We start from the raw sequence: 24,248 nt of genomic DNA on the forward strand, positions 1-24,248 counted from the left end.
TCTTGTGAAGAAAAAAAACCTCACCTACCTTAGCAAGTCTCTCCGCTGCGGTATGTGATGTAATTTACTGATTTTACGAACTGAGTCAATGAAAAATTATGACTTTTTATTTAAGTGGTCATTTTCCGTTACATCAACCTAAAAATCAGCCCATTTCTGATCAAAAACCATCCGCATCAAAATAACAACACCAAATTTAAAGATTATCAATGCTTGTTTAGTAGGATTTGTTTTTTATATGCCATCTAAAAAAGACTATCACTAAAGTAACTCTGTTCTTTTATATTCAACTTATCTAACCAAAAGGCAACAATCACAGCTAATTATCTGATTTTAAAGCATACCTCTTTAGGGTTATTTAAAGTTGGATTTGATTTGCATCATATTTATTCTACGAAACTCTGAATAAGATTATTGTAATTCACGATGTTGTTAAGAGGATTTATGAGCAAAATCAAAATAGCTATTATTGGCAACGGCATGGTTGGCCACCGCTATATCGAAGAGCTAATCGATAAAGCCGACATGGATAAGTATGACGTCACTGTCTTTTGTGAAGAACCACGCGTTGCTTACGATAGGGTTCATCTCTCATCTTACTTCTCTCACCATACAGCAGAAGAACTATCACTCGTTAAGCATGGTTTTTATCAAAAGCACAATATTAATATTTTATTAGGTGAACGTGCGATCACGATTAACCGTGACCAAAAAATCATTTACTCTAATACTGGTCGTGAGGTTAATTACGATAAATTAGTGATGGCGACAGGGTCTTATCCTTGGGTACCACCCATTAAAGGCAATGAATCCAAAGACTGTTTTGTTTATCGAACTATTGAAGATCTTAAAGCAATTGAAGCAACTGCTAAACACAGTAAAAGTGGTGTTGTTGTTGGTGGTGGTCTTCTTGGCTTGGAAGCTGCCGGGGCACTTAAAGCATTAGGTGTTGATACTCACGTTATTGAATTTGCCCCTGTATTGATGGCTGAGCAACTAGACCCTCATGGCGGTGCTCAACTTAGAAAAAAAATCGAACAACTTGGTGTTGTGGTTCATACCGGTAAAAACACCCAAGAAATTATTCCTCAAGGTCAAACTGCACGTAACACTCTCGCTTTTGCTGATGGCACCTCGCTTGAGGTGGATTTCATCGTTTTCTCTACCGGTATTCGCCCGCAAGATAAACTTGCTAATAACTGTAACCTAACGTTAGGTCATCGTGGCGGTATTGCGATTAATGATTACTGCCAAACGTCGGATAACGATATTTACGCTATCGGTGAATGTGCATCATGGAACGACATGTTCTTTGGATTGGTTGCACCAGGCTATAAGATGGCGCAAATTGCAGTAAGCCACTTATTAGGTGAGTCTCATACTTTTGAAGGCGCTGACATGAGCGCTAAGTTAAAGCTATTAGGCGTAAAAGTCGGTAGCATTGGTGATGCTAATGGTCGAACGCCTAACAGTAAAAGCTATGTTTACCTTAACGAACAACAAGATGTGTATAAACGTATTATTGTTTCAGAAGACGGCAAACAACTATTAGGTGCGGTTTTAGTCGGTGATACTGCTGACTATGGCAACTTATTACAGCTAAAACTCAATAATATTGAATTGCCAGAAAATCCAGACAGCCTAATTTTACCGGCACATGCTGGCGCAGAGAAACCAGCAATGGGTGCAGATTCTCTTCCTGATAGCGCAGTAATGTGCTCATGCTTTGATGTGACTAAAGGCAAAATTGCAACAGCAGTTGCTGAAGGCCACACAACACTTGGCGAAATAAAGGCGGTTACTAAAGCAGGTACTGGCTGTGGTGGTTGTATCCCTCTTATTACTCAGGTTCTTAATAGTGAACTAGCTAAAGCTGGTATCGAGGTTAAAAACCACCTATGTGAGCACTTTGAGTATTCTCGCCAAGAGCTATTTCATCTTATTCGTGTCGAAGAAATCAAATCTTTTGAAGCTTTACTTGCCAAACACGGTAAAGGTTATGGCTGTGAAGTCTGTAAGCCAACTGTCGGCTCTATCCTTGCTTCATGCTGGAATGAGTACGCCCTCACCCCTCAAAATACACCATTGCAAGATACCAATGATATTTTCCTCGGTAATATGCAAAAAGATGGCACTTATTCTGTCATTCCACGCATGGCTGGCGGTGAAGTCACTCCAGCTGGATTATTGGCTTTAGCACAAATAGCTAACGATTATCAGCTCTACACCAAAATTACCGGCGCACAGCGTATTGGTTTATTTGGTGCTCAAAAAGATGACTTACCACAAATTTGGCAACGTTTAATTAATGCTGGTTTTGAAACCGGTCAAGCCTATGCCAAAGCACTACGCATGGCAAAAACATGTGTTGGTAGTACTTGGTGTCGTTTCGGCGTGCAAGACAGTGTTGGCCTCGGGGTTCAACTTGAAAACCGTTATAAAGGCATCCGTACGCCACATAAAATGAAATTTGGCGTCTCTGGCTGTACTCGCGAGTGTGCTGAAGCACAAGGCAAAGATTTAGGCATTATTGCAACCGATGCAGGTTGGAATATGTATGTTGGTGGTAATGGAGGAATGAAGCCTCGTCATGCCGATCTTCTTGCCGCAGATCTCGATACTGAAACCCTTATTAAATACGTTGATCGCTACTTAATGTTCTACATTCGTACCGCTGATAAATTACAACGTACTTCAACATGGTTAACCAGTTTAGACGGCGGTGTCGAATACCTTAAAGAGGTCATCATCAACGATAAACTAGGTCTTAATCAACAACTCGAAGCTGATGCTGAAAGATTAATTGCTAGCTATCACTGTGAATGGAAAACCACACTTAATAACGAACAGCAATTAAAACGATTTGCTCATTTCATCAATAGTACCAAACGTGATGATAATGTCGTTTTTGTACCTGAGCGTGACCAACACCGCCCTGCGACGGTTAATGAAAAAGCAACTACCTTTAACATTTCATTGGAGGAAAAAGCATGAGTCAGTGGATTTCTGTATGTCAGCTTGATGACTTAATTCCTGGGACAGGTATCTGTGCTTTAGTTGATGACCAACAAGTGGCTATTTTTCGACCAGATCATAGTGAACAACTGTTTGCTCTAAATAATAACGATCCTTTTGCACAATCAAATGTGCTCTCTCGTGGTCTTATTTGCCAACATCAAAATCAACTCTGGGTTGCTAGTCCACTCAAAAAACAGCGCTTCTCGTTAATTGATGGTCATTGTCTAGAACAACCTGAGATTAAAGTCGCTTGTTATCAAATTCAAGTACAGCAAGGTCAAGTACAAGTCCGTTTGTAATCAGAGCAGTAATGAGTTTGGCAGTCATTGCCAAACTCTTTTGCCATAGGTTGATACACAAAAAGTTATCAATCTATGACAAACAGTTTTAATTACTACAGGGAAAATGTATGTACACTGATACCATCAAAAAATGTTCAGCTAATGCCGCTCGTATTGTTGAATTTGCACAACAAGAAAAAATAGGATTTTGGCTAAGTTCTGCTATGGCAGGTGCTTACGTTGGTTTAGGTATTATTTTAATTTTTACTTTAGGTAATATGGTTGATCCTTCTATACGTCCACTCGTTATGGGTGCCACATTTGGCATCGCGTTAACCTTGGTCATTATCGCAGGATCAGAGCTTTACACCGGACACACTATGTTCTTAACTTTTGGTGTAAAAACAGGTCAAATTACTCTTGCTGATACGCTACGTGTATTGCCACAAACATGGACAGGTAACCTTTTAGGCTCTGTCGGTGTTGCTCTACTATTTTACTATGCTGGCGGTGGTCATCTTTTAAATGATGGCAATAGCTTACTAAACAATGTCGCTATGGCTAAAACTGCGGCACCAGCATCAGTACTGTTGTTCAAGGGTATTCTATGTAACTGGCTGGTCTGTTTAGCTATATGGATGTGCCAACGAGTTGAAGGTTCAGCGAAATTCATCGCTATTTGGTGGTGTTTATTAGCATTTATCGCTTCAGGTTATGAGCACTCAATTGCGAATATGACAATCTTTGCTTTATCTTGGTTTGGTGCTCATAAAGAAGCATTCACACTTGCAGGAATTGGCCATAACTTACTATGGGTAACTATTGGTAATACTATTTCTGGCGTGGTCTTTATGGGCTTAGGTTATTGGTTTACTACACCAAAGTCACAACGTCCAATCATTGATTCGGCAAAAAAAGATAGTCAACCTCAACACCAAACTGCTTAATCATACCCATAATAATGACACAGCCTTGGAGCATAGCTATGCCACATCAAGACACCTTATATAGTTTACCGACATCAACAACTATCGGTAAAGTGATCCTTGTCGGTGCCGGTCCTGGCGATCCTGACTTGCTAACGGTAAAAGCAATGCGTTTAATTCAACAGGCTGATGTCATTATTTATGATCGGTTAGTCTCTGATGAAATTATTGCGTTATTTCCACCGCATAGCCAATCAATATTTGTTGGTAAAGAGGCTGGAAATCACTGTGTACCTCAACAGCAAATAAACGAATTATTAGTTAAACATGCGCTTGCTGGCAAACAAGTCATACGTTTAAAAGGTGGTGATCCGTTTATTTTTGGTCGCGGCGGTGAAGAATTAGAGGCCTTACTGCCTTTTAATATTCCTTTTGAAGTAGTACCAGGGATAACAGCTGCATCTGGCTGTGCTGCCTATGCAGGTATTCCATTAACCCATCGTGATCATGCCCAAAGTGTGCAGTTTATTACCGGACATTTAAAACAAGGCCAAGATCAAATTGATTGGTTATCACTGGCACGTGCAAAACATACATTAGTATTTTATATGGGGCTTAATCAAAGTAACGTCATTCGTCATAAACTCAGTGCTTATGGAATGTCTCTTGCAACACCAATTGCTATTATCGAACGCGGAACTACGGCTCAGCAACGTGTTTTGACGGGCGAATTAGCCCAAATAGAAACCTTAGCGAAGCAAGCAATAAGCCCTGCATTAATTATTATTGGCAGTGTGACCCAATTATCACAACAACTTAATTGGTTCCAGCAGCAAGCTGACTCAATTACGCACAGTAACCACAGTCAGCAACTTTGTGGTTAAGCAATAAGTTATCAGCAGTAATAAAAATGGCGAGCTTATTAGCTCGCCATTTTTTATCTGTAAACCAACCCTTAGGTTTTTATTAGTGATTATCTGCGTTTAACAAATCACCTTTTGCGGCTTTAAGATATTGCACCATTGACCAGTACGTTAGCACCATTGCAATATAAAGTGATGCGTAACCTAACCATACAACATACTCATGTGGATGCCATAATAATAATAATAAAGCAAACATTTGTGATGCTGTTTTTACTTTACCTACCCATGAAACGGCAACACTTGCACGTTTACCTAACTCAGCCATCCACTCTCGTAATGCTGAAATAATAATTTCACGGCCAATCATGGTGATCGCTGGCACTGTTACCCACAATGTGTGGTAATGCTCAACCACCAGCACCATTGCAGTAACAACCATTAATTTATCGGCAACAGGGTCAATAAAAGCACCAAAGCGGGTTGTTTGATTAAGCTTACGCGCAAGATAACCATCAAACCAATCAGTTACACCTGCAACCCAAAAGATTAACGCAGTAACAAACGCCGACCATTCATAAGGTAAATAAAAGGCAATAACAAAAAATGGGATTAGAATGAGTCGGATAAAACTTAAAATATTTGGGATTGATAAACGCATAATTTTATTCTTATGTTCAAGATCTGGGCCTAACATACAACCTAGACTACTCTAAAAAACGAAAAAGAGTGTGCCTTTTCTGTAAATTCAACCAATTAAAGTACTGAGGCTATGATGACCTTCAAAGCGACAGACTAACCATGTTGCAATGCATCAACTATTTTTTCCGCTAAAGCTAAACTGATGCCAGGAACTTTAGCAATTTCTTCTTTATTTGCTTTTTTCAGTTCTTGCATTCCACCCATGTATTTTAATAAAGCCTGACGCCGTTTAGGTCCAACTCCCTCGACATCTTCAAGTGTACTACGTTTTCTTACTTTTGCTCTCTGGGCACGGTGACCACTGATCGCATGATTATGACTTTCATCTCGAATATGTTGAATTAAATGCAACGCGGGAGAATCACTTGGCATAGAAAATTCTTCACCCGTTACGAAAATTAATGTCTCAAGCCCTGGTTTTCGAGTGGTTCCCTTGGCAACACCCACCAGCATTGGTCGTTTAGGCCACTCAGTAATATAAGGCTTAACAACATCATACGCTCTTGAGAGCTGACCTCTACCCCCATCTATGAAAATTATGTCTGGAATTTTATCTAATTCCATGTTTTTACTGTATCTGCGCTCTAATACTTGTGCCATTGCTGCATAATCATCGCCGCCAGTAATACCACTAATATTATAACGACGGTATTCTTGCTTTAATGGGCCTTCTTGGTTAAAGACCACACAAGATGCAACGGTCTTTTCACCCATAGTATGACTAATATCAAAACATTCCATGCGTGAAATAGGTTTTAAGTTTAGTGCTTGTTGTAACTCAAAGAAGCGCTCTTGAATCGTCATGCGATGATTGAGTTTACTGGTTAACGCCGTTGCAGCATTTGTTTGTGCTAATTGTAAATATTTTGCTCGCGTACCACGAGGATGATATTTAATCGCAATCTTACGTCCAGCAAGCTCTGACAGCGCCGCTAAAATAACATCACTGTCATCACCGAGTTCTTCACTCAATAAAATCAAGCTTGGAATAACTCGTCCTTCAGCTTGATTAAAGTAAAACTGAGTAACAAAACTTGATAACACTTCCGTTAATGAAACATCAACCGGCATTTTAGGGAAATAGCTACGACTACCTAAAATTTTTCCCTGTCGAATATACAATCCATGAATACACGCCATACCATTTTGATAAGCGATACCAATAACATCTAAATCATCTTCGTTATCTTGACTAACAAATTGTTGTTCTTGAATTCGGCGTAAAGCTTGGATCTGATCACGATAAACAGCTGCGCGTTCAAAATCGAGTGCCATACTGGCCTGTTCCATTTTTTCTACCATAGTATTGATCACTTGACGATCTTTACCTTGCAAGAACAAACGCACCCATTGTACTTGTTGCTGATAATCCTCATCAGACACTAAACCAGCAACACAAGGGCCAGAACAACGACCAATTTGATACATTAAACAAGGACGACTACGGTTAGCATAAACCGAATCTTCACATTGGCGGATAGGAAATATTTTTTGCATTAGATGCAAACTTTCACGCACAGCAGAAACATCTGGATAGGGACCAAAATATTCACCTTTACGGCGTTTCACACCGCGATGAATAGATAGCCGAGGATGTTTGCTCGCACTTAACAAAATATAAGGATAAGACTTATCATCACGCAATAAGACATTATATTTGGGTAAATACTGCTTGATATAATTGTGTTCAAGAATTAATGCTTCGGTTTCTGTATGGGTAACCGTCACATCCACTTTACAAATATTTTTAACTAACGCGCGCGTTTTTTCACCGTTAACATTAATACGGAAATAACTGGCTAAACGTTTTTTGAGATCTTTGGCTTTACCAACATAGATTACCTCACCACTGGCGTCGTACATACGGTAGACGCCAGGTTGGTGAGTGACCGTTTTGAGAAAACTTTGGGCATCAAAAACAGTACTATCATCAACATGCTCAGACACTATAATGTCTCGGTATCAAGCATGCCATGACGAATAGCTAAATGTGTTAATTCAACATCACCACTAATATTTAACTTATTAAATAGACGATAACGGTAACTATTCACAGTCTTAGGGCTTAAACTTAATTGTTCTGATATATCGGTAACTTTTTGGCCTTTAGTGATCATCATCATGATCTGTAATTCACGCTCTGACAGTTCTTTAAATGGATTTTCAGAATCGGGCGCGAACTGACTTAGAGCCATTTGTTGAGCAATTTCAGATGAAATATACCGTTGTCCACTGTTAACCATACGAATGGCATTCACCATTTCATCTGGCCCAGCACCTTTAGTTAAATAACCAGAAGCACCAGCTTGCATAACTTTGGTTGGAAACGGATTTTCAGTATGAACCGTTAATACAATAATTTTAACATCAGGGTTGAAGCGCAAAATTTTACGAGTAGCTTCAAGACCACCGATACCTGGCATGTTCATATCCATAAGAATAATGTCCGCATAATTGCTACGACACCATTTTACGGCTTCCTCACCACTGATGGCTTCCCCTACCACTTTAATACCACGGACATCTTCAAGAAGACGTCGGATCCCTGTGCGAACCAGTTCGTGATCATCTACAAGGAATACATTAATCAAGCTGTATCTCCAATATGATTTGGCTCTGCACCCTGCCACAATGGCGGGACAGCTAACTCACTATTACTTATAATTCTACCTCAACTTCAACATTAACCTCATACTGATTCTGTGTATCAGTGCAAAGTTTCACATAAAGTTAAGACTTGACAGTTTACGGTTATCTATTTTTTACGCGCTGTAAAATAATGACCGTTGTTCGATTATTGTCTATTTTATAATAAAAATAAAGCCCCAAAAAATAGGTATATTCATATAGCTCTAATACTATGATAAAAAATAACCAAATCAGTAATCTATAACACTTTATTAACCTAATTTAGTGGGTATAAATTAATGCTGATTATTCTTTAGCCGTCTAGATGTAAAGCATTCCTTTCCTTGTTAGATTACGTTATCATAGCGCCGCTTTTGGTTTCACATTTTAAAATTTACTCCGTTTTCATATTGAAAAGACTTACACCGCTCTTACTTAATAATGGATTATTAGTGCTGAGTTACCTTATTAAATAGTGATTGCTATCTACGGTACTCTACTGATTGGCTTGGTCTGTCGAATCTGCAACGCGACGATTACTACCATAAGCATTTTTATAATCCAATTATTGCATTTCATCGATGACAATATGATGTCTCGATGGCTGAGTTAACAAGGTTAAGTTATGAGTCTTTCTGCTAAAACAGTTGTTGTTATTGCAATTGGTGCAGCCTTATATGGCATAGGTGGTTTACCTATGTTCGGTATTCCTGTTTTTGCTAATACTACGCTTAAACCTGCAATGGCAGTACTCGCCTTATTTGCAGTTCTCTTCGGCCCTTTGGTTGGCTTTCTAGTTGGTATTATTGGCCACTGGGTAACAGATTTATTTGCTGGTTGGGGCGTATGGTTCACTTGGGAACTAGGCTCTGGTATCGTTGGCTTAATTATTGGTCTTTACCCTATTCTTACTCGTGGTCGTTTAGACATGGGACTTTTTTCTAAGTTTGATTTTAGTCTATTTGTCATGCTTGCCTTTGTTGCCAATGTCGTTGGCTATGGCTGCTCCGCCTTTCTTGATGCTGTTCTCTATGCCGAACCGTTTACTAAGGTCTTAGTACAATTAGTGATTATTGCACTGAGTAATACCGTTATTATTGCCTTTGTGGGCCATTTAATTCTAACGTCGGTGGCTAAGCGTAAGCAGCAAAGCTTCAACTTAAAAGAGGCTTATTAATAATGAGTATTGTCTTTAATAATTTTTCATTTAAATATTGGGCTCTTGAAAACCCAACCCTTAAAAATATTAATCTAACAATAAATAAGGGCGAAAAAATTGCGCTAATTGGCCCTAGTGGTTGTGGTAAATCTACTTTAGGTCAATGTCTTAATGGACTTATTCCTCATGCAATTAAAGGCGATTGTAGCGGAGAGTTATACATTAACGGTAAAAATACTCGCAGCTTAGATCTTGATCATTGCACCAGCATGGTGGGAACAGTATTACAGGATACAGATGGTCAGTTTGTCGGCTTAAGTGTTGGCGAAGATATTGCTTTTGCGCTTGAAAACCAAATGATCCCACAGCAAAAAATGCATGAAATCGTGCAAGCAACCGCCAACATGGTCGATTTAAACAGTATTTTAGATCACTCTCCTTTTGACTTAAGTGGCGGTCAAAAACAACGTGTCTCTATGGCTGGTGTCATGGTTGATGATGTTGATATTTTATTATTTGATGAACCTCTTGCGAGTCTTGATCCTAAAACAGGTAAAGCGGCAATTGAAATCATTGATAATCTGCATAAAGATTCAGGTAAAACAGTGATCATTATCGAGCACCGTTTAGAAGATGTATTACACCGCCCTATTGATCGTATTATTATGATGGAGCGTGGTGAAATCATTGCAGATATGAGTCCTGATGAACTATTAGCCAGCCCATTATTACAACAACATGGTATTCGTGAGCCGTTATATCTCTCAGCAATTAAAGCAGCAGGATGTACGATCACAGTTGAAGATAAGCCTGCTTATTTTTCAACAATTAATCTTAATAAATTCAAGCCTCAAATTGAAGATTGGTTCCATCAAGTTAAGCAGCCTCAAGCAGAGCCTATACAAGATGTACTCTTAAGCGTTAAAAACCTTAACTATTCCTATGATGGTGTTCGCAACACCTTAGATGACGTCAGTTTTGATGTTCATAAGGGCGAATTTGTTGCCATTATGGGGAAAAATGGCTCGGGTAAATCAACAATCACTCGTCTGATCATGGGAGTGTTAGAAGCTGATAGCGGAACCATTACACTTAATGGTAACAATTTAGCTAACCAATCCATTTTTGAGCGCAGCCAACATATTGGGGTAGTAATGCAAAACCCTAATCATATGATCTCGCACCATATGATTTTTGATGAAGTGGCATCTGGTTTACGTAACCGTGGCATGGATGAAGCACAGATTAAAATCAAAGTAGAAGCAACGCTTAAACTTTGTGGTCTGGGACGCTACCACCACTGGCCTGTTGATGCATTAAGCTTTGGTCAGAAAAAACGGGTAACTATTGCAACAATGTTAGTGCTGGAACCAGAGTTGTTGATCCTTGATGAACCAACTGCTGGCCAAGATTACCATCACTACACTGCAATGATGTCTTTTATTCAAGAACTGAATCAAAAACTAGGGCTAACCATTGTGATTATTTCACATGATATGCACTTAGTACTTGAATATACCCAACGCGCTATTGTCATTGCTGATAACCGCTTACTGACTGACGATAAGGTTAATCATATCTTTAGTCAGCCCGCATTATTAGATCAAGCAAACTTAACCGTTACTAGCTTATATTCATTGGCTCAGGCAATGGGTATTGAGCATATTGACCAATTTATTCGCTGTTTTATCGCCCACGAACTAAAAAATAAATAACCATGAAAAGCAAACATTTAAAATTTGGCATCAGTTATGTCAACACTCACTCTTGGCTGCACGCTTTGAACGGTATTACCAAGTTTGTGTTATTTATGGCGTGGGTAACCATGGTACTGCTGACCTTTGATCTGCGTGTTATTTGTGGATTAATCATTGTGGGATTATTGCTATTAAAAGCGACTAAAATTCCATTTGCGGTCTATAAACCACTCTTAATCGGTACCGCAGTAGTATTATTAATGAATGCTTTATTTATGTTTTTGATTGCCCCTCAACAAGGCACCGATTACATGCATTCAACTACGGTGCTGGTGCATCTTTTTGGGCACTATAATATAACCCTTGAGACTGTATTTTATTTACTGACTGTTACCCTTAAATATTTCAGTATGTTCCCGATTGCGTTAGTGTTTGTTTTCACGACTCACCCAACGGAATTTTCAGCAAGCTTAAACAAACTTGGTGTACCTTATCGTATTGCTTATGCGGTAAGCCTAACGTTACGTTATCTACCTGAAGTAATGAAAGATTTCACCAATATTATGCATGCACAACAAGCGCGAGGGGTAGATATTTCAAAGAAAGCGCCTGTAATGACACGTATTCGTAACGTTGCAAAAATTCTTGGACCACTGATTTTTTCAAGTTTAGACCGTGCCGATGTAATTTCTAATGCTATGACGCTGCGTGGTTTTGGGCGCAATAAAAAACGTACTTGGTATAGCTTAAAACCAATGACGAGAAACGACGTTATCGCATTAATCATTATTGCATTCGTGCTTGGACTGGGGATTTTACACCGTTATCAATCAACAACGCTGTTCTGGTATCCGTTCCATTAAGGCTCACTAAAACTGAATTAAAAACCGTCATTTATTGGCGGTTTTTTTTAAGCAGTTGTCATAGCTAGCTTAATTATTTTCTCAACCTTCTATTTTCAATATTCCTCCTTGTTAACAATATTCACACCTTTCTCAAACTATAAGAAAAGTAACTTTTTACTTATTGTCACCTTACCTATTTAACCGTACCTTGTATTAACAAAAAATAAACTTATTGACCATCAATCACACAAAACGATGCTTTTTTATTGCTAATCAGCATCAGTAAACACACTTTATGCATCAACATTAACAAACACAACATCAATGCCATTGTGATAGGAAAATAATAATTATCACCCTGTAATAATCATAAAAAGGACTTTAAAATGAAACGACTCGCAATTATTGTCAGTGCGTTAGGCAGTATTTTTTACCCATCCTTCGCAACTGCAGCAGACAACTTTATTTCTATTGGTACTGGTGGTCAAACAGGGGTTTATTACATTGCCGGACAATCTATTTGTCGCTTTGTAAACCGTACTACTGATACCCATCAAATAAAATGTAATGCCCCGACCAGTGGCGGTGGTGTTGCGAATGTTAATGGCCTCCGTAGCCATGAATATAACTTTGGCATCATGCAGTCTGATCATCAATTTAAGGCCCTTAACGGCTTAGCCCCTTTTCAAGATCATGGCAAAATGAACGATATTCGAGCGGTATTTTCTTTGCAAAGTGAAGTATTTACGATTTTGGCTCGTGAAGACTCAGGAATTCATTCTTTTGATGATTTAAAAAACAAACGCGTGAATTTAGGCAATCCTGGTTCTGGTCAACGTGACACATTTGAGCAAATTTTAGCGGTTAAAAACTGGAATAGTGATGTGTTTAGCTTGGTTTCTGATCTCAAGCCAGCAGAACAAGCTCCTGCAATGAGTGATAATAAAATCGATGCGATGAGCTATTTTGTGGGTCACCCTAATGGAGCGATTCAAGAAGCCTCTACCACGACTGACACCCGTTTAATTGCAGTTACTGGGCCTGATATTGATGCGCTACTAAAAGAAAAGAGTTATTTCACTAAAGCGATAATTCCAGGAGGTATGTATCGTGGTAACCCCAATGATACCGTATCTATAGGCGGTAAAGCGGTATTATCGACTAACGCCAATACTGATCCAGAAATGGTATATCAGTTAGTAAAGTCAGTATTTACTAACATTGATCGCTTCAAGCGCCTGCACCCTGCTTTTGCAGATCTAAAAGAAACCGAGATGATAAAAACAGGCTTAACTGCACCGTTACACGATGGCGCTGTTCGTTACTATAAAGAACGAGGCTGGATGTAATTTCACCACCAAGCGAGGTAGCCATTTCTCTCGCTTGCTCTCTTTTTTTACTAATGGAAATACACTACTCACAATGACTTAAATGACATTTGCTATTTTCATTAGTGCCAACTTGTAAGTGAATACATATGGCTCAACAACATCTCTCGAACGACACCATCCTTTCAACCGAAGATCTTATCGCCAAAGATGTAGGTGCACGTTTACCAACAGGAATAATGGCAAAGGTCATTACTTTTTTAGCTATTTCATGGTCGCTGTTTCAATTATGGATTGCCTCTCCTCTGCCTTTTATTATTGGCATTGGGGTTTTTAATGATACTGAAACTCGTGCAATCCATTTGGCTTTTGCGCTTATTCTGGCTTTCTTAGTCTTCCCTGCCCGTCATTGTTCAGCAACGTATCGAGTACCCTACAGTGATATCGCACTTGGTATGATAGCAGCTGCAACCTCATTATATTTATTTGTTATGTATAATGAGCTCGCTCAACGCCCTGGCAGCCTCACTCAATTTGACTTAGTTATTGCATGTATCGGTTTACCGTTACTACTAGAAGCTGCTCGGCGAGTATTAGGCCCAGCTTTACCTCTTATTGCTCTTGGCTTTATTGGTTACAGTTTTGCTGGTCCTTGGATGCCAGGATTGCTTGCTCATCGAGGAGTCCAATTTGCTTCACTGGCAAACCATCAATGGATCACAACTGAAGGTGTATTTGGTATTGCCCTTGGGGTATCCACCAGCTTTGTATTTTTATTTGTGTTGTTTGGCGCTCTACTTGAGCGTGCGGGAGCTGGACATTATTTCATTCAGCTAGCTTTTAGTTTATTAGGACACCTACGTGGAGGCCCCGCTAAAGCAGCAGTAGTTGCATCTGGGTTAACGGGACTAATATCTGGATCTTCAATAGCTAACGTAGTTACCACTGGTACATTTACCATTCCGATGATGCGAAAAGTTGGCTTTAGCAAAGAAAAAGCTGGTGCAATAGAAGTTGCATCTTCGGTAAACGGTCAGATCATGCCACCAGTGATGGGCGCTGCCGCTTTTTTGATGGTGGAATATGTCGGTATTCCCTATATCGATATTATTAAGCATGCCTTTTTACCTGCCGCTATTTCATATATCACGCTGCTATATATTGTTCATTTAGAAGCGTTAAAGCTAGGCATGACAGCAATTGAACCCAAACACCATAAACCTTGGCTAGTACGCCTAACAAGTTTTAGCTTTGCTTGCTTGTTAATCAGTGGCTTTTCATTAGCGATTTATTACGGTTTAGGATGGATAAAACCATTACTTGGCGATTATGCCGCTTTTGTGATTAGTGGATTATTAGTCGCAGTATATATTAGCCTACTCAAAGTGGCAGCCAACCACCCGCCATTACCAGAAGACAACCCTAATGCACCATTGAATGAATTACCTGAAACACGCAGTGTGCTATTGGCAGGATTACATTTTATTCTACCAGTAGTGGTCTTAGTATGGTGCTTAATGGTTGAACGTTTATCACCTGGACTTTCAGCTTTTTGGGGCTCGGTGATGCTAGTGGGAATTATAGTGACGCAACGTCCCTTACTGAGCTTATTACGCAAAGATGGCTGTCATTATGGGCATTTTATTGAAGGTAAAAACGATCTGATTGAAGCCTTAATTGCAGGTTCTCGCAATATGATCGGCATTGGTATCGCGACTGCAACTGCGGGTATTATTGTCGGTGCGGTTTCTCAAACAGGTGTGGGTTTAATTTTAGCTGATTTAGTTGAAATGCTATCTATGGGTAATTTAATGCTGATGCTAATTTTATCAGCACTATTAAGCCTTATTCTCGGTATGGGATTGCCAACCACGGCGAACTATATTGTTGTTTCTAGTTTATTAGCACCCGTTATTGTCACCCTTGGCCAACAAAATGGCTTAATCGTTCCTTTAATTGCCGTACATTTATTTGTGTTCTATTTTGGCATTATGGCCGATGTGACACCGCCAGTTGGGTTAGCGTCTTTTGCTGCGGCTGCGGTATCAAAAGGTGATCCAATCAAAACGGGTATTACTGCTTTTTATTACAGTTTACGTACCGCAGCTTTACCATTTTTATTTATATTCAACACCGACTTATTACTGATAGATGTTAGCGTTAGTCACGGGATCATTATTTTTGTTATAGCGACAATTGCGATGCTTATTTTTGCAATGGCAACCCAAGGATGGTTTATTACCCGTAATCGTTGGTATGAAAATATCGTACTATTATTGATCTCGTTTACGTTATTCCGCCCAGGGTTTTGGCAAGATTTAATCGTTGAGCCTTATCAAAATATTGCGTCAACACACTTAGTAAGTACCCTTGATAACCTGCCTGCTGGCGATGTTATTCGAATGCGAATTGCAGGTGAAGATGCTATCGGTAAACATCGTGAATTTAGTGTGTTATTTACAGTACCTAACGCTGAAACAGGCCAGCAGAAGCTTGAAAAAATCGGTATTGAAACCTATCAAAGCCAAGGCAAGACATTGATTGATATGGTGACATTTGGAAGCCCAGCAGCAACCGAAAACTTGCAGTTTGACCAACAAATTATTGATATTCGAGTCCCAGTGGAACGTTGGCGTAAAGAGTGGTTATGGCTCCCTGCTATTTTACTTTTTGGTTTCATTGTCAGAAATCAACGTCGACGTTTAACATTGGCACCGATAACAGAAACACCAACACAAACCATAATCGTATAATCAAAAAAAGCCGATCGAATGATCGGCTTTCTCTTTATAGTTATCTTATTTGTTAGATTAGCTATTTTTAGCGTGGTCTAAGCTACGCGCTCTTTGACCTTTAATCACAAAATAAATACCTACCAGAATAAATGGAATACTTAATAACTGACCAGTATTGAGTACTATATCGGTTGAATAATCAGCCTGATGTACTTTAATAAATTCTAATAAGAATCGTACTGTCATCACAAGCACTAAGAACCAACCAAGTAGCAGTCCTTTGTATTTACCAATATCGGTTTTACGATATAGCGCAAACAATAAGAAGAATATTGCTAAGTAAGAAAACCCTTCATAAAGCATAACTGGGTGACGTGGCACTAAATCAACACGTTCAAATACAACCGCCCATGGCAAATTACTTGGGGTGCCTAAAATTTCTGAGTTAAAGAAATTACCAAAGCGGACAAAGAAACCAAATAATGCTGTTGCAATCGCTAAACGATCAAGTAACCACATACGATCAATAGCATACTTTTTGCTGTAATAATAAACCGCAATGATTAAGCCTAAACCACCACCGTGGCTTGCTAGCCCACCTTCCCATACTGCGAATATTTTCGCTGGATGTGCCCAGTAATAACCTGGATCATAGAACACAACATGAAATAATCGAGCGCCAACAATGATACCGACAACGGCATACATTAATAGTGAATCTAAACTTTCAACAGGTTTATTTTCACGCTCATAAATTGACTTCATAACTTGGAAGCCAAACGTAATAGCGAGCGCAAATAGCACGCCATACCAATGTATCTTTAAACCAAAGAATGACACTAGTATTGGATTAACATCCCAAACAAAATGATTCAAACAAGATTACCTTCTGAGTGAACAATAGCCAAAACAATAGATGCTATCGATAATCATCACAGACTAGCAAGAAAAACCAGCGGGGTGAATAAACAGCAGCTTAATTTTTCAAACTATTTATGATAAATATGATTAATAATTCGGCATAAAAAAACTACCAAGCTATTATGACAAACATTTTAAAGCATCAATTTTGGTATTTTATGCATTAATAACACACCAAATAGCAATTACTACTTGACCTCAAATAGTAATCATTGCATATAATAACAACTTAACATTAATTAAAGGCTAAAGATGTACAGTAAACATCTTCGTACAATTTGGATTACAAGCTTTACGCTGATAGCATTATTGCTATCAAGTGTTGCTTCCAGTGCACCTTTAATGTCGATAAAAATGCTTAGTATGAATAATTCAATGATGGTAATGTCATCAACAATGGATTGCTGTGATGATGAATCAATGACACCTCATCAACATAACCAAGCGTCAGAATCACCTTCTCATTGCGATAAAATGGGCGGGATTGATAAATGTTGTTCTATCGCATGTTTAAGTAATATTGCTTTTCTTCCGAGTCAATTTGAAAACTTATTCCAACCATCAAATCTAACACTCATTGCTATAGAAAAAACACACCAACTAAATACGACTACACCAACGTTATATCGCCCTCCGATAGTATAAATCCACTTAATCTATTTTTACTCACGACATCATTATTGTCCGTGACAGATTAATTGTATCTTATGATCTGTGTTTCATTATTTTGCAGCAGATCTAAGATCACCATAAGCCTTATTTAATGCAATAACTGCTCTAAACCGTTATTACTAATAACTAACTGCGTAATAATAATTAGATCATCACTACTATTGTTTTATATTCGCTTATGGAAGATTGGATTACGTTATGAACGTTACAACTTCTATGTTAGTTCTGGCTATCAGTGCTAGCACGATAATACCAGCAACTCTGTTTGCTTCACCATCAGCAACCGTGACAACAACACAACAATCGCAACAGTTGACACAACTGATCACTAAAGCGATTAAAAACGATGCGAGTATGGCTCAAATTAGTGCTCAGCAACGTGCAATGTATGCAACTAGTTTAGGCAATAACAGCTTACCTGATCCTAAGTTAAAACTGGGGGTTGGTGGCTTACCAACAGATAGTTTTTCTCTTAATACTGATCCAATGACCACACTATCTATTGGTTTAATGCAACAATTTGACCGTGGTAACACCCTTGAATTACAACAACAAAAAGGGGAAATTCAAGCTCAGGCTATTAGTATTCAACATGCTGTTCGTGAACTCGATATTACCAATAAAATGACACAATTGTGGTTAGAATTGGGCTATCAACAATCAGTTTACCATACCTTACAGCGCAACCACCGTTTAGTAATGGAGCTAGCTAATTTCACCAAGACTAATTACGCTATTGGTAGAAGTGAAGCGCAAGATTTACTGCAAGTTAAATTGCAACTCGTCAAGATAGAAGACAAATTACAAACAAACCGACAAACACAACATCGTATCATGGCACAACTGTCTGAATGGCTGGGAGCGGATTGGCTTACGACTCAAACCGTACTTCAGGCATCAGAACAGTTATCTTGGCAGCGGCTTAACCAATTAATGCCGCAATTAACAGCCACCACCCAACATTATTCATTACTAAAACAACATCCAATGGTACTGATTGCTAATAGTGCTATTTCTGCTAATGAAACCCAAGTCACTATTAGCCAGCAAGCTTATAAACCTCAATTTGGCATTGAAGTTATGTATGCCTCTCGCCAAGCCAATGGTATGTCAGGTAAACCAGCCCCTGATCTGGTTAGTGCGTATCTCACCATGAATTTACCGCTATTTACTGATAACCGTCAAGATCATCATCTTGCCGCAGCGCAATATCAAGTGGGAGCCGCAAAATCCCAACGGGATCTACTGCTGAACCAAATGAATGCCAAGGTTAATGCTCTACTGGTTGAACGTGATAATTTAAGCCAACGTTTATCTCGCTATACAACGACCCTACTTAAGCAAGCAAAAGCACGTACTCAAGCAGTTGAGCGTGGTTATCAAAATAATACCGCACAGTTTAATAATGTAATTGCCGCAGCTACTGATGAACTGACATTACTTATTGAACAAGCGCGAGTTATTACAGATTTAAACATCACTAACAGTAATTTAGCTACATTAGTTAATGGTTTTGATATTCAACCACAATCGTTACAACTTCAGCATTCAACAGCCAATGAGTAGGTAGCAGCATGTCTTCAAAAAATACAGTTAAAATCGCCACCGTTGCGTTACTTATTGGCACTGCTGTTGGTGTTACAGCAACCCATTATATCTCAAATAACTCAACATCCATGACAGCAGTTGCCACAACAGCGACAGACGAAGAACCGTTATATTGGGTTGCTCCAATGGATCCCAATTACCAACGTGATAAACCAGGTAAGTCACCAATGGGGATGGATCTCATTCCTGTTTATACCGAGAAAAATACAGCAAACGACAATGTTATAGGAACGGTGATTATTAACGCTGCGATTGAAAATAATTTAGGCGTAAAAACAGCGGCAGTGATAGAGCAAAATCTCGTACCTAAAATCAATACCATTGGCTATGTGGCTTTTGATGAAAGTCATCTCTGGCAAACCAATATTCGTGTTAGTGGTTGGGTTCAAAAATTATACGTCAATGCTGTTGGGGAACAGGTAAATAAAGGTGATGTGCTATTTACACTTTATTCACCTGAACTCGTTAAATCTCAACAAGAATTACTTAATGCTTATCGCACTGGTCGCAGTGGTTTAATGCAAGGTGCGCGAGATAGATTAGCCGCTCTTGGCGTTGATAAACAACAAATCGAACATATTATCAAAACTGGCAAAGCCACCAAAACCATCGAAGTCAAAGCACTCGCTGATGGCATTATTGCGAGTTTAAACGTGCGTGAAGGTGGTTATCTATCCCCTGCACAAGCGGCTATCAGTGCAGGTCCACTTAATGAAGTTTGGGTTAATGCCGAAATATTTGAACGCCAAGCACACTGGATAACCACTGACAGTAAAGCCACCATGACATTAGATGCGATCCCCGGTCAGCAATGGCAAGGTAAGGTCGATTATGTTTACCCTATTTTAGATCCTAAAACACGTACATTACGGATGCGGTTAAAGTTTGCTAATCATAATGGTCAATTAAAGCCGAATATGTTTGCCAATATCACCCTAACCCCAAAAACAGAAACAGCCGTACTAACTATTCCTGCTCAAGCCGTAATTCGCTCAGGTGACATGACGCGTGTGGTACTTGCTGAAGGCAATGGAAAATACCGTTCAGTAAAAATAGAAATTGGCCGTGAAGCAGATGATTTAGTTGAAGTTGTGGCTGGATTAACCACCGCAGATCGTATTGTCACTTCAGCGCAATTTATGCTTGATTCAGAATCCAGTAAAAGTGCTGATCTCTCACGTATAAATGGTGTCGACGGTGTCGATAAACACTCTATCGTCACTTGGGCTCAAGGTGAGATCACGGCGATCAATAACGATCAAGGTATATTAACCATCAACCACCAGCCAGTCAGATCTTGGAATTGGCCAGCAATGACAATGGATTTTAAAGTCAATCAAACACTTACAATTAATGATCTCATCGTTGGTCAGCAAATTAAATTTGAAATTCAAAAAACGGCCAACAATCAGTTTCAAGTTATTGATTATAAAAAAGATACGACCGAAATGATTAATGAAATTTGGGTCAATGGCAATATCTCAATGTTAATGGCTGAATTTAATATAATCACAATTAACTACCAAGCTATTCCTGAATGGGAATGGCCAGCGGGTGAAATGAACTTTACCGTCAGTGATACTATTGTATTAAGCGATTTTAAACAGGATCAGCCAGTGCGATTTAAACTGGTTAAGAATGGCAGTGATTATACTCTGCAAGATCTTAAGCCAAGGGAGAATAAATAATGATCCCCGCTATTATTCGTTGGTCAATCCATAACCGTTTATTGGTATTAATTGCGGCCTTATTTTTAACTATTGGTGGCTTATACAGTGTTAAAAATACTCCTGTCGATGCCCTACCGGATCTGTCTGATGTTCAAGTCATCATTAAGACCAGTTATCCAGGCCAAGCACCACAAGTGGTTGAAGATCAAGTGACTTACCCATTAACGACAGCTATGTTAGCCGTACCGGGGGCTGAGACTGTTCGAGGCTATTCTTTCTTTGGCGATTCCTATGTCTATATTATCTTTAATGATAAAACAGATATGTATTGGGCTCGCTCTCGTGTACTGGAATATTTAAGCCAAGTTGCACCTAAGTTACCAACTAATGCAAAACCTACTTTAGGGCCAGATGCGACAGGAGTTGGCTGGATTTATAGTTATGTATTACAAGATAAAACAGGTAAACATGATTTAGCCGAATTGCTTAGTTTACAAGATTGGTTTCTAAAGTATGAACTCCAAACTGTTGCAGGTGTTTCTGAAGTTGCAACCGTTGGCGGCATGGTAAAACAATACCAAGTTCAGATCGATCCATCCAAACTTCGCGCTTATAACCTTACTCTTCAACAAATCAATATGGCTATTCAAAACGGTAACCAAGAAACTGGTGCCTCTGTTATTGAAATGGCTGAAGCTGAACATATGGTTCGCACCACTGGCTATTTAACTAATATTGAAGACATAAAATCACTGCCTTTAAAAGTAACCGATAATGGTACGCCACTGCTATTAGGAGATATTGCAGATATTAATTTGGGGCCGCAAATGCGTCGAGGTATTTCCGAATTTAATGGTGAAGGTGAAGCTGTCGGTGGGGTTGTTGTAATGCGTTTTGGTGAAAATGCTAGCCAAGTGATCACTAACCTCAAAACTAAGTTGGCTCAATTACAACAAGGATTACCTGAAGGTGTTGAGATCGTTGCCACTTATGATCGGTCGACCTTAATTGACCATGCCGTTAAAAATCTTTGGCAAAAACTTGCTGAAGAATTTCTTGTTGTTGCCATCGTTTGCGCTTTATTTTTATTTCATATTCGCTCTTCATTAGTGATCGCGATTAGCTTGCCGATTGGTATTTTATCTGCTTTTATCGTCATGCATTGGCAAGGTATTAATGCCAATATCATGTCATTAGGCGGTATTGCAATAGCCATTGGCGCAATGGTTGATGGAGCTATCGTAATGATAGAAAACGTTCATAAGCACATTGAACGAACTCCCCTCACCGATAAAAACCGTTGGCAAGTGATAGGTAAAGCTGCAGAAGAAGTAGGTACACCCTTGTTCTTCTCATTACTGATCATTACTCTAAGTTTTATTCCCGTGTTCGCGCTCGAAGGACAAGAAGGAAAAATGTTCTCTCCATTGGCATTTACTAAAACTTATGCCATGGCTGCTGCTGCAGGTTTAGCAATAACGCTAGTGCCTGTACTAATGGGCTATTTCGTTCGAGGTAAGGTTCTACCTGAGCATAAAAACCCAGTTAACCGTACTGTTATTGCACTCTATCGACCATTGTTGAATTTAAGTCTTAAATTTCCAAAGACAATGATCGTGATTACGGTTGTCTTAATGGCATCTTCATATTACCCGTTAGCAAAACTTGGCAGTGAATTCATTCCTCCTTTGGATGAAGGTGATTTGATGTATATGCCAACCACCTACCCCGGTATTTCAATTGGTAAAGCACGGCAGTTATTACAACAAACCAATAAACTGATTAAAACCGTTCCTGAAGTCGCTACTGTTTGGGGCAAAGTTGGTCGTGCTGATACCGCAACCGATCCTGCTCCTTTAACCATGATTGAAACCGTGATCCAGCTAAAACCACGGACTCAATGGCGCGATGGTGTTACCACGGAGTCTTTACGTAAGCAATTAGATCAGTTGATCCAATTTCCAGGGCTAACCAATGCTTGGGTAATGCCAATCAAAACTCGAATTGATATGTTAGCAACAGGAATTAAAACGCCGATAGGGATCAAAATTGCAGGGCCAGATCTAAAGGTGATCGAAAAGATCGGGACAGAACTTGAGCCTATTTTAAATAACATCACAGGCACAACCTCTATTTATGCTGAGCGTGTTGCTGGAGGGCGTTATATCACTATTGATATTAATCGTCGTCAAGCTGCACGTTATGGGTTAGCTATTAAAGATATTCAACAGATAGTCTCTACAGCTGTTGGCGGAATGAACGTTGGTGAAACCATTGAAGGTCTAGAGCGCTACCCTATTAATGTGCGTTACCCACAATCTTACCGTGATTCAGCCGCAAAATTAAAAAATCTGCCATTGATTACTCCCAATGGTGCCCGTATAGCACTAGCTGATGTTGCTAATATTCGTTATGAAGATGGTCCGCCAATGATCAAGACTGAAAATGCACGTCCAAATGGATGGATATTTGTCGATATTGAACAGCGTGATTTAGGCTCTTACGTTGCCGAAGCACAACAAGTGGTCGCCAAAAAACTACAACTTCCCGTCGGTTATTCATTGGTGTGGTCAGGTCAATATGAGTATATGGAGCGAGCAAAATCCCGCTTGAGTATTGTCACGCCAATTACCCTTGCCATTATTATGCTGCTGCTTTATTTCAGTTTCCGCCGAGTACAAGAAGTATTGATTATTATGGCAACTCTGCCATTAGCGATGGTAGGTGGTTTATGGTTGATGCTAATACTGGGGTTTAATTTTTCAATTGCTGTTGGTGTTGGTTTTATCGCGCTCTCTGGTGTCGCGGTTGAAATTGGGGTGATTATGTTGGTGTACTTAAACCAGTCATGGGCCTTTAAAAAACAAGATGCACAAGATCAGCAACGTGCATTAACCGCAACAGATTTACAGCAAGCAATCAGTGAAGGTGCAGGCTTACGCGTTCGTCCCGTAATGATGACCGTACTAACCGTTATCATTGGTTTGATTCCGATAATGTATGGTTCTGGTACTGGTTCTGAAGTAATGCAACGTATTGCAGCACCAATGATTGGCGGAATGGCGTCAGCGCTTTTACTAACCTTATTAGTATTACCTGCCATCTTCAAACTTTGGAAAAATCGCGAACTTAATACCAATACCAATACCAATACTACAGCATCATTAAATTCATCATCAATTACAAAGGAATGAA

Annotated in this window: 17 protein-coding genes; 13 read left to right on the forward strand and 4 right to left on the reverse strand. The window is 39.4% G+C overall.

From position 1 onward, the window contains the following. The first annotated feature begins 444 nt into the window (after positions 1–444). From nirB to cobA, 4 genes are all read left to right on the forward strand, one after another. Complete coding sequence (gene nirB / locus BTN98_RS06895; protein WP_061000449.1) at positions 445–2,994, forward strand: nitrite reductase large subunit NirB; 2,550 nt, start codon at positions 445–447, stop codon at positions 2,992–2,994. Then, on the forward strand, positions 2,991–3,317 hold the full coding sequence (nirD, locus tag BTN98_RS06900) for a nitrite reductase small subunit NirD (protein WP_061000447.1): 327 nt from the start codon (positions 2,991–2,993) through the stop codon (positions 3,315–3,317). The genes nirB and nirD overlap by 4 nt, the downstream gene beginning before the upstream one ends. Positions 3,318–3,427: 110 nt before the next feature. After that, complete coding sequence (gene nirC / locus BTN98_RS06905; RefSeq protein ID WP_061000445.1) at positions 3,428–4,246, forward strand: nitrite transporter NirC; 819 nt, start codon at positions 3,428–3,430, stop codon at positions 4,244–4,246. A 38-nt stretch (positions 4,247–4,284) separates the two neighbouring features. Then, the gene (gene cobA, locus BTN98_RS06910; RefSeq protein WP_061000443.1) at positions 4,285–5,109 is read left to right on the forward strand and encodes a uroporphyrinogen-III C-methyltransferase; all 825 of its coding nucleotides are present in this window, start codon (positions 4,285–4,287) and stop codon (positions 5,107–5,109) included. 82 nt (positions 5,110–5,191) lie between these two features. On the opposite strand, the gene pgsA is transcribed toward cobA, so the two are convergent. From pgsA to uvrY, 3 genes are all read right to left on the reverse strand, one after another. Next, complete coding sequence (gene pgsA / locus BTN98_RS06915) at positions 5,192–5,749, reverse strand: CDP-diacylglycerol--glycerol-3-phosphate 3-phosphatidyltransferase (protein WP_061000453.1); 558 nt, start codon at positions 5,747–5,749, stop codon at positions 5,192–5,194. Positions 5,750–5,883: 134 nt separating this feature from the next. Further along, complete coding sequence (gene uvrC, locus BTN98_RS06920; RefSeq protein WP_082732218.1) at positions 5,884–7,737, reverse strand: excinuclease ABC subunit UvrC; 1,854 nt, start codon at positions 7,735–7,737, stop codon at positions 5,884–5,886. Further along, on the reverse strand, positions 7,737–8,381 hold the full coding sequence (gene uvrY, locus BTN98_RS06925) for a UvrY/SirA/GacA family response regulator transcription factor (RefSeq protein ID WP_061000441.1): 645 nt from the start codon (positions 8,379–8,381) through the stop codon (positions 7,737–7,739). The genes uvrC and uvrY overlap by 1 nt, the downstream gene beginning before the upstream one ends. Positions 8,382–9,043: 662 nt before the next feature. Between uvrY and BTN98_RS06930 the strand changes: the two genes are divergently transcribed. The 5 genes from BTN98_RS06930 (at position 9,044) to BTN98_RS06950 (ending at position 16,200) form a co-directional block, all read left to right on the forward strand. Beyond that, the gene (locus BTN98_RS06930; protein ID WP_061000439.1) at positions 9,044–9,595 is read left to right on the forward strand and encodes an ECF-type riboflavin transporter substrate-binding protein; all 552 of its coding nucleotides are present in this window, start codon (positions 9,044–9,046) and stop codon (positions 9,593–9,595) included. 2 nt (positions 9,596–9,597) lie between these two features. Then, a complete protein-coding gene (locus tag BTN98_RS06935; protein WP_061000436.1) occupies positions 9,598–11,292 on the forward strand; it encodes an ABC transporter ATP-binding protein in 1,695 nt (564 codons plus the stop codon). 2 nt (positions 11,293–11,294) lie between these two features. Continuing rightward, positions 11,295–12,137, forward strand: a complete 843-nt coding sequence (locus BTN98_RS06940) for an energy-coupling factor transporter transmembrane component T family protein (RefSeq protein ID WP_061000434.1) — start codon at positions 11,295–11,297, stop codon at positions 12,135–12,137. A 368-nt stretch (positions 12,138–12,505) separates the two neighbouring features. After that, positions 12,506–13,468 carry a TAXI family TRAP transporter solute-binding subunit gene (locus BTN98_RS06945; protein WP_061000433.1) on the forward strand — a complete coding sequence of 321 codons (963 nt, stop codon included), beginning with the start codon at positions 12,506–12,508 and terminating at the stop codon, positions 13,466–13,468. A 128-nt stretch (positions 13,469–13,596) separates the two neighbouring features. Further along, a complete protein-coding gene (locus BTN98_RS06950) occupies positions 13,597–16,200 on the forward strand; it encodes a TRAP transporter permease (protein WP_061000430.1) in 2,604 nt (867 codons plus the stop codon). Positions 16,201–16,257: 57 nt separating this feature from the next. On the opposite strand, the gene lgt is transcribed toward BTN98_RS06950, so the two are convergent. After that, on the reverse strand, positions 16,258–17,058 hold the full coding sequence (lgt, locus tag BTN98_RS06955; protein ID WP_061000428.1) for a prolipoprotein diacylglyceryl transferase: 801 nt from the start codon (positions 17,056–17,058) through the stop codon (positions 16,258–16,260). 297 nt (positions 17,059–17,355) lie between these two features. Between lgt and BTN98_RS06960 the strand changes: the two genes are divergently transcribed. The 4 genes from BTN98_RS06960 to BTN98_RS06975 all read left to right on the forward strand — a co-directional run bounded on the left by BTN98_RS06960 (position 17,356) and on the right by BTN98_RS06975 (position 24,247). Beyond that, positions 17,356–17,748 (forward strand): hypothetical protein, encoded by a 393-nt coding sequence (locus tag BTN98_RS06960; protein ID WP_061000426.1) that lies wholly within the window; start codon positions 17,356–17,358, stop codon positions 17,746–17,748. Between the two features lie 225 nt (positions 17,749–17,973). Then, entirely contained in the window at positions 17,974–19,341 is a 1,368-nt protein-coding gene (locus BTN98_RS06965; protein ID WP_061000425.1) for a TolC family protein, read from the forward strand. An 8-nt stretch (positions 19,342–19,349) separates the two neighbouring features. After that, the gene (locus BTN98_RS06970; protein WP_061000423.1) at positions 19,350–21,071 is read left to right on the forward strand and encodes an efflux RND transporter periplasmic adaptor subunit; all 1,722 of its coding nucleotides are present in this window, start codon (positions 19,350–19,352) and stop codon (positions 21,069–21,071) included. Beyond that, positions 21,071–24,247, forward strand: coding sequence for an efflux RND transporter permease subunit (locus BTN98_RS06975; protein ID WP_061000421.1), 3,177 nt, complete (start codon positions 21,071–21,073; stop codon positions 24,245–24,247). Before BTN98_RS06970 ends, BTN98_RS06975 begins: the two co-directional genes overlap by 1 nt. Position 24,248: the final 1 nt, after the last annotated feature.

Origin of the sequence: Photobacterium aquimaris (assembly GCF_002954455.1) — a bacterium.
Taxonomy (GTDB): domain Bacteria; phylum Pseudomonadota; class Gammaproteobacteria; order Enterobacterales; family Vibrionaceae; genus Photobacterium; species Photobacterium aquimaris.

What these genes read in the sequence shown, in the direction of transcription:
- nirB (WP_061000449.1), top strand. Translation starts at nt 445, where the DNA reads ATGAGCAAAATCAAAATAGCTATTATTGGCAACGGCATGGTTGGCCAC.
- nirD (WP_061000447.1), top strand. Translation starts at nt 2,991, where the DNA reads ATGAGTCAGTGGATTTCTGTATGTCAGCTTGATGACTTAATTCCTGGG.
- nirC (WP_061000445.1), top strand. Translation starts at nt 3,428, where the DNA reads ATGTACACTGATACCATCAAAAAATGTTCAGCTAATGCCGCTCGTATT.
- cobA (WP_061000443.1), top strand. Translation starts at nt 4,285, where the DNA reads ATGCCACATCAAGACACCTTATATAGTTTACCGACATCAACAACTATC.
- pgsA (WP_061000453.1), bottom strand. Translation starts at nt 5,749, where the DNA reads ATGCGTTTATCAATCCCAAATATTTTAAGTTTTATCCGACTCATTCTA.
- BTN98_RS06930 (WP_061000439.1), top strand. Translation starts at nt 9,044, where the DNA reads ATGAGTCTTTCTGCTAAAACAGTTGTTGTTATTGCAATTGGTGCAGCC.
- BTN98_RS06935 (WP_061000436.1), top strand. Translation starts at nt 9,598, where the DNA reads ATGAGTATTGTCTTTAATAATTTTTCATTTAAATATTGGGCTCTTGAA.
- BTN98_RS06940 (WP_061000434.1), top strand. Translation starts at nt 11,295, where the DNA reads ATGAAAAGCAAACATTTAAAATTTGGCATCAGTTATGTCAACACTCAC.
- BTN98_RS06945 (WP_061000433.1), top strand. Translation starts at nt 12,506, where the DNA reads ATGAAACGACTCGCAATTATTGTCAGTGCGTTAGGCAGTATTTTTTAC.
- BTN98_RS06950 (WP_061000430.1), top strand. Translation starts at nt 13,597, where the DNA reads ATGGCTCAACAACATCTCTCGAACGACACCATCCTTTCAACCGAAGAT.
- BTN98_RS06960 (WP_061000426.1), top strand. Translation starts at nt 17,356, where the DNA reads ATGTACAGTAAACATCTTCGTACAATTTGGATTACAAGCTTTACGCTG.
- BTN98_RS06965 (WP_061000425.1), top strand. Translation starts at nt 17,974, where the DNA reads ATGAACGTTACAACTTCTATGTTAGTTCTGGCTATCAGTGCTAGCACG.
- BTN98_RS06970 (WP_061000423.1), top strand. Translation starts at nt 19,350, where the DNA reads ATGTCTTCAAAAAATACAGTTAAAATCGCCACCGTTGCGTTACTTATT.
- BTN98_RS06975 (WP_061000421.1), top strand. Translation starts at nt 21,071, where the DNA reads ATGATCCCCGCTATTATTCGTTGGTCAATCCATAACCGTTTATTGGTA.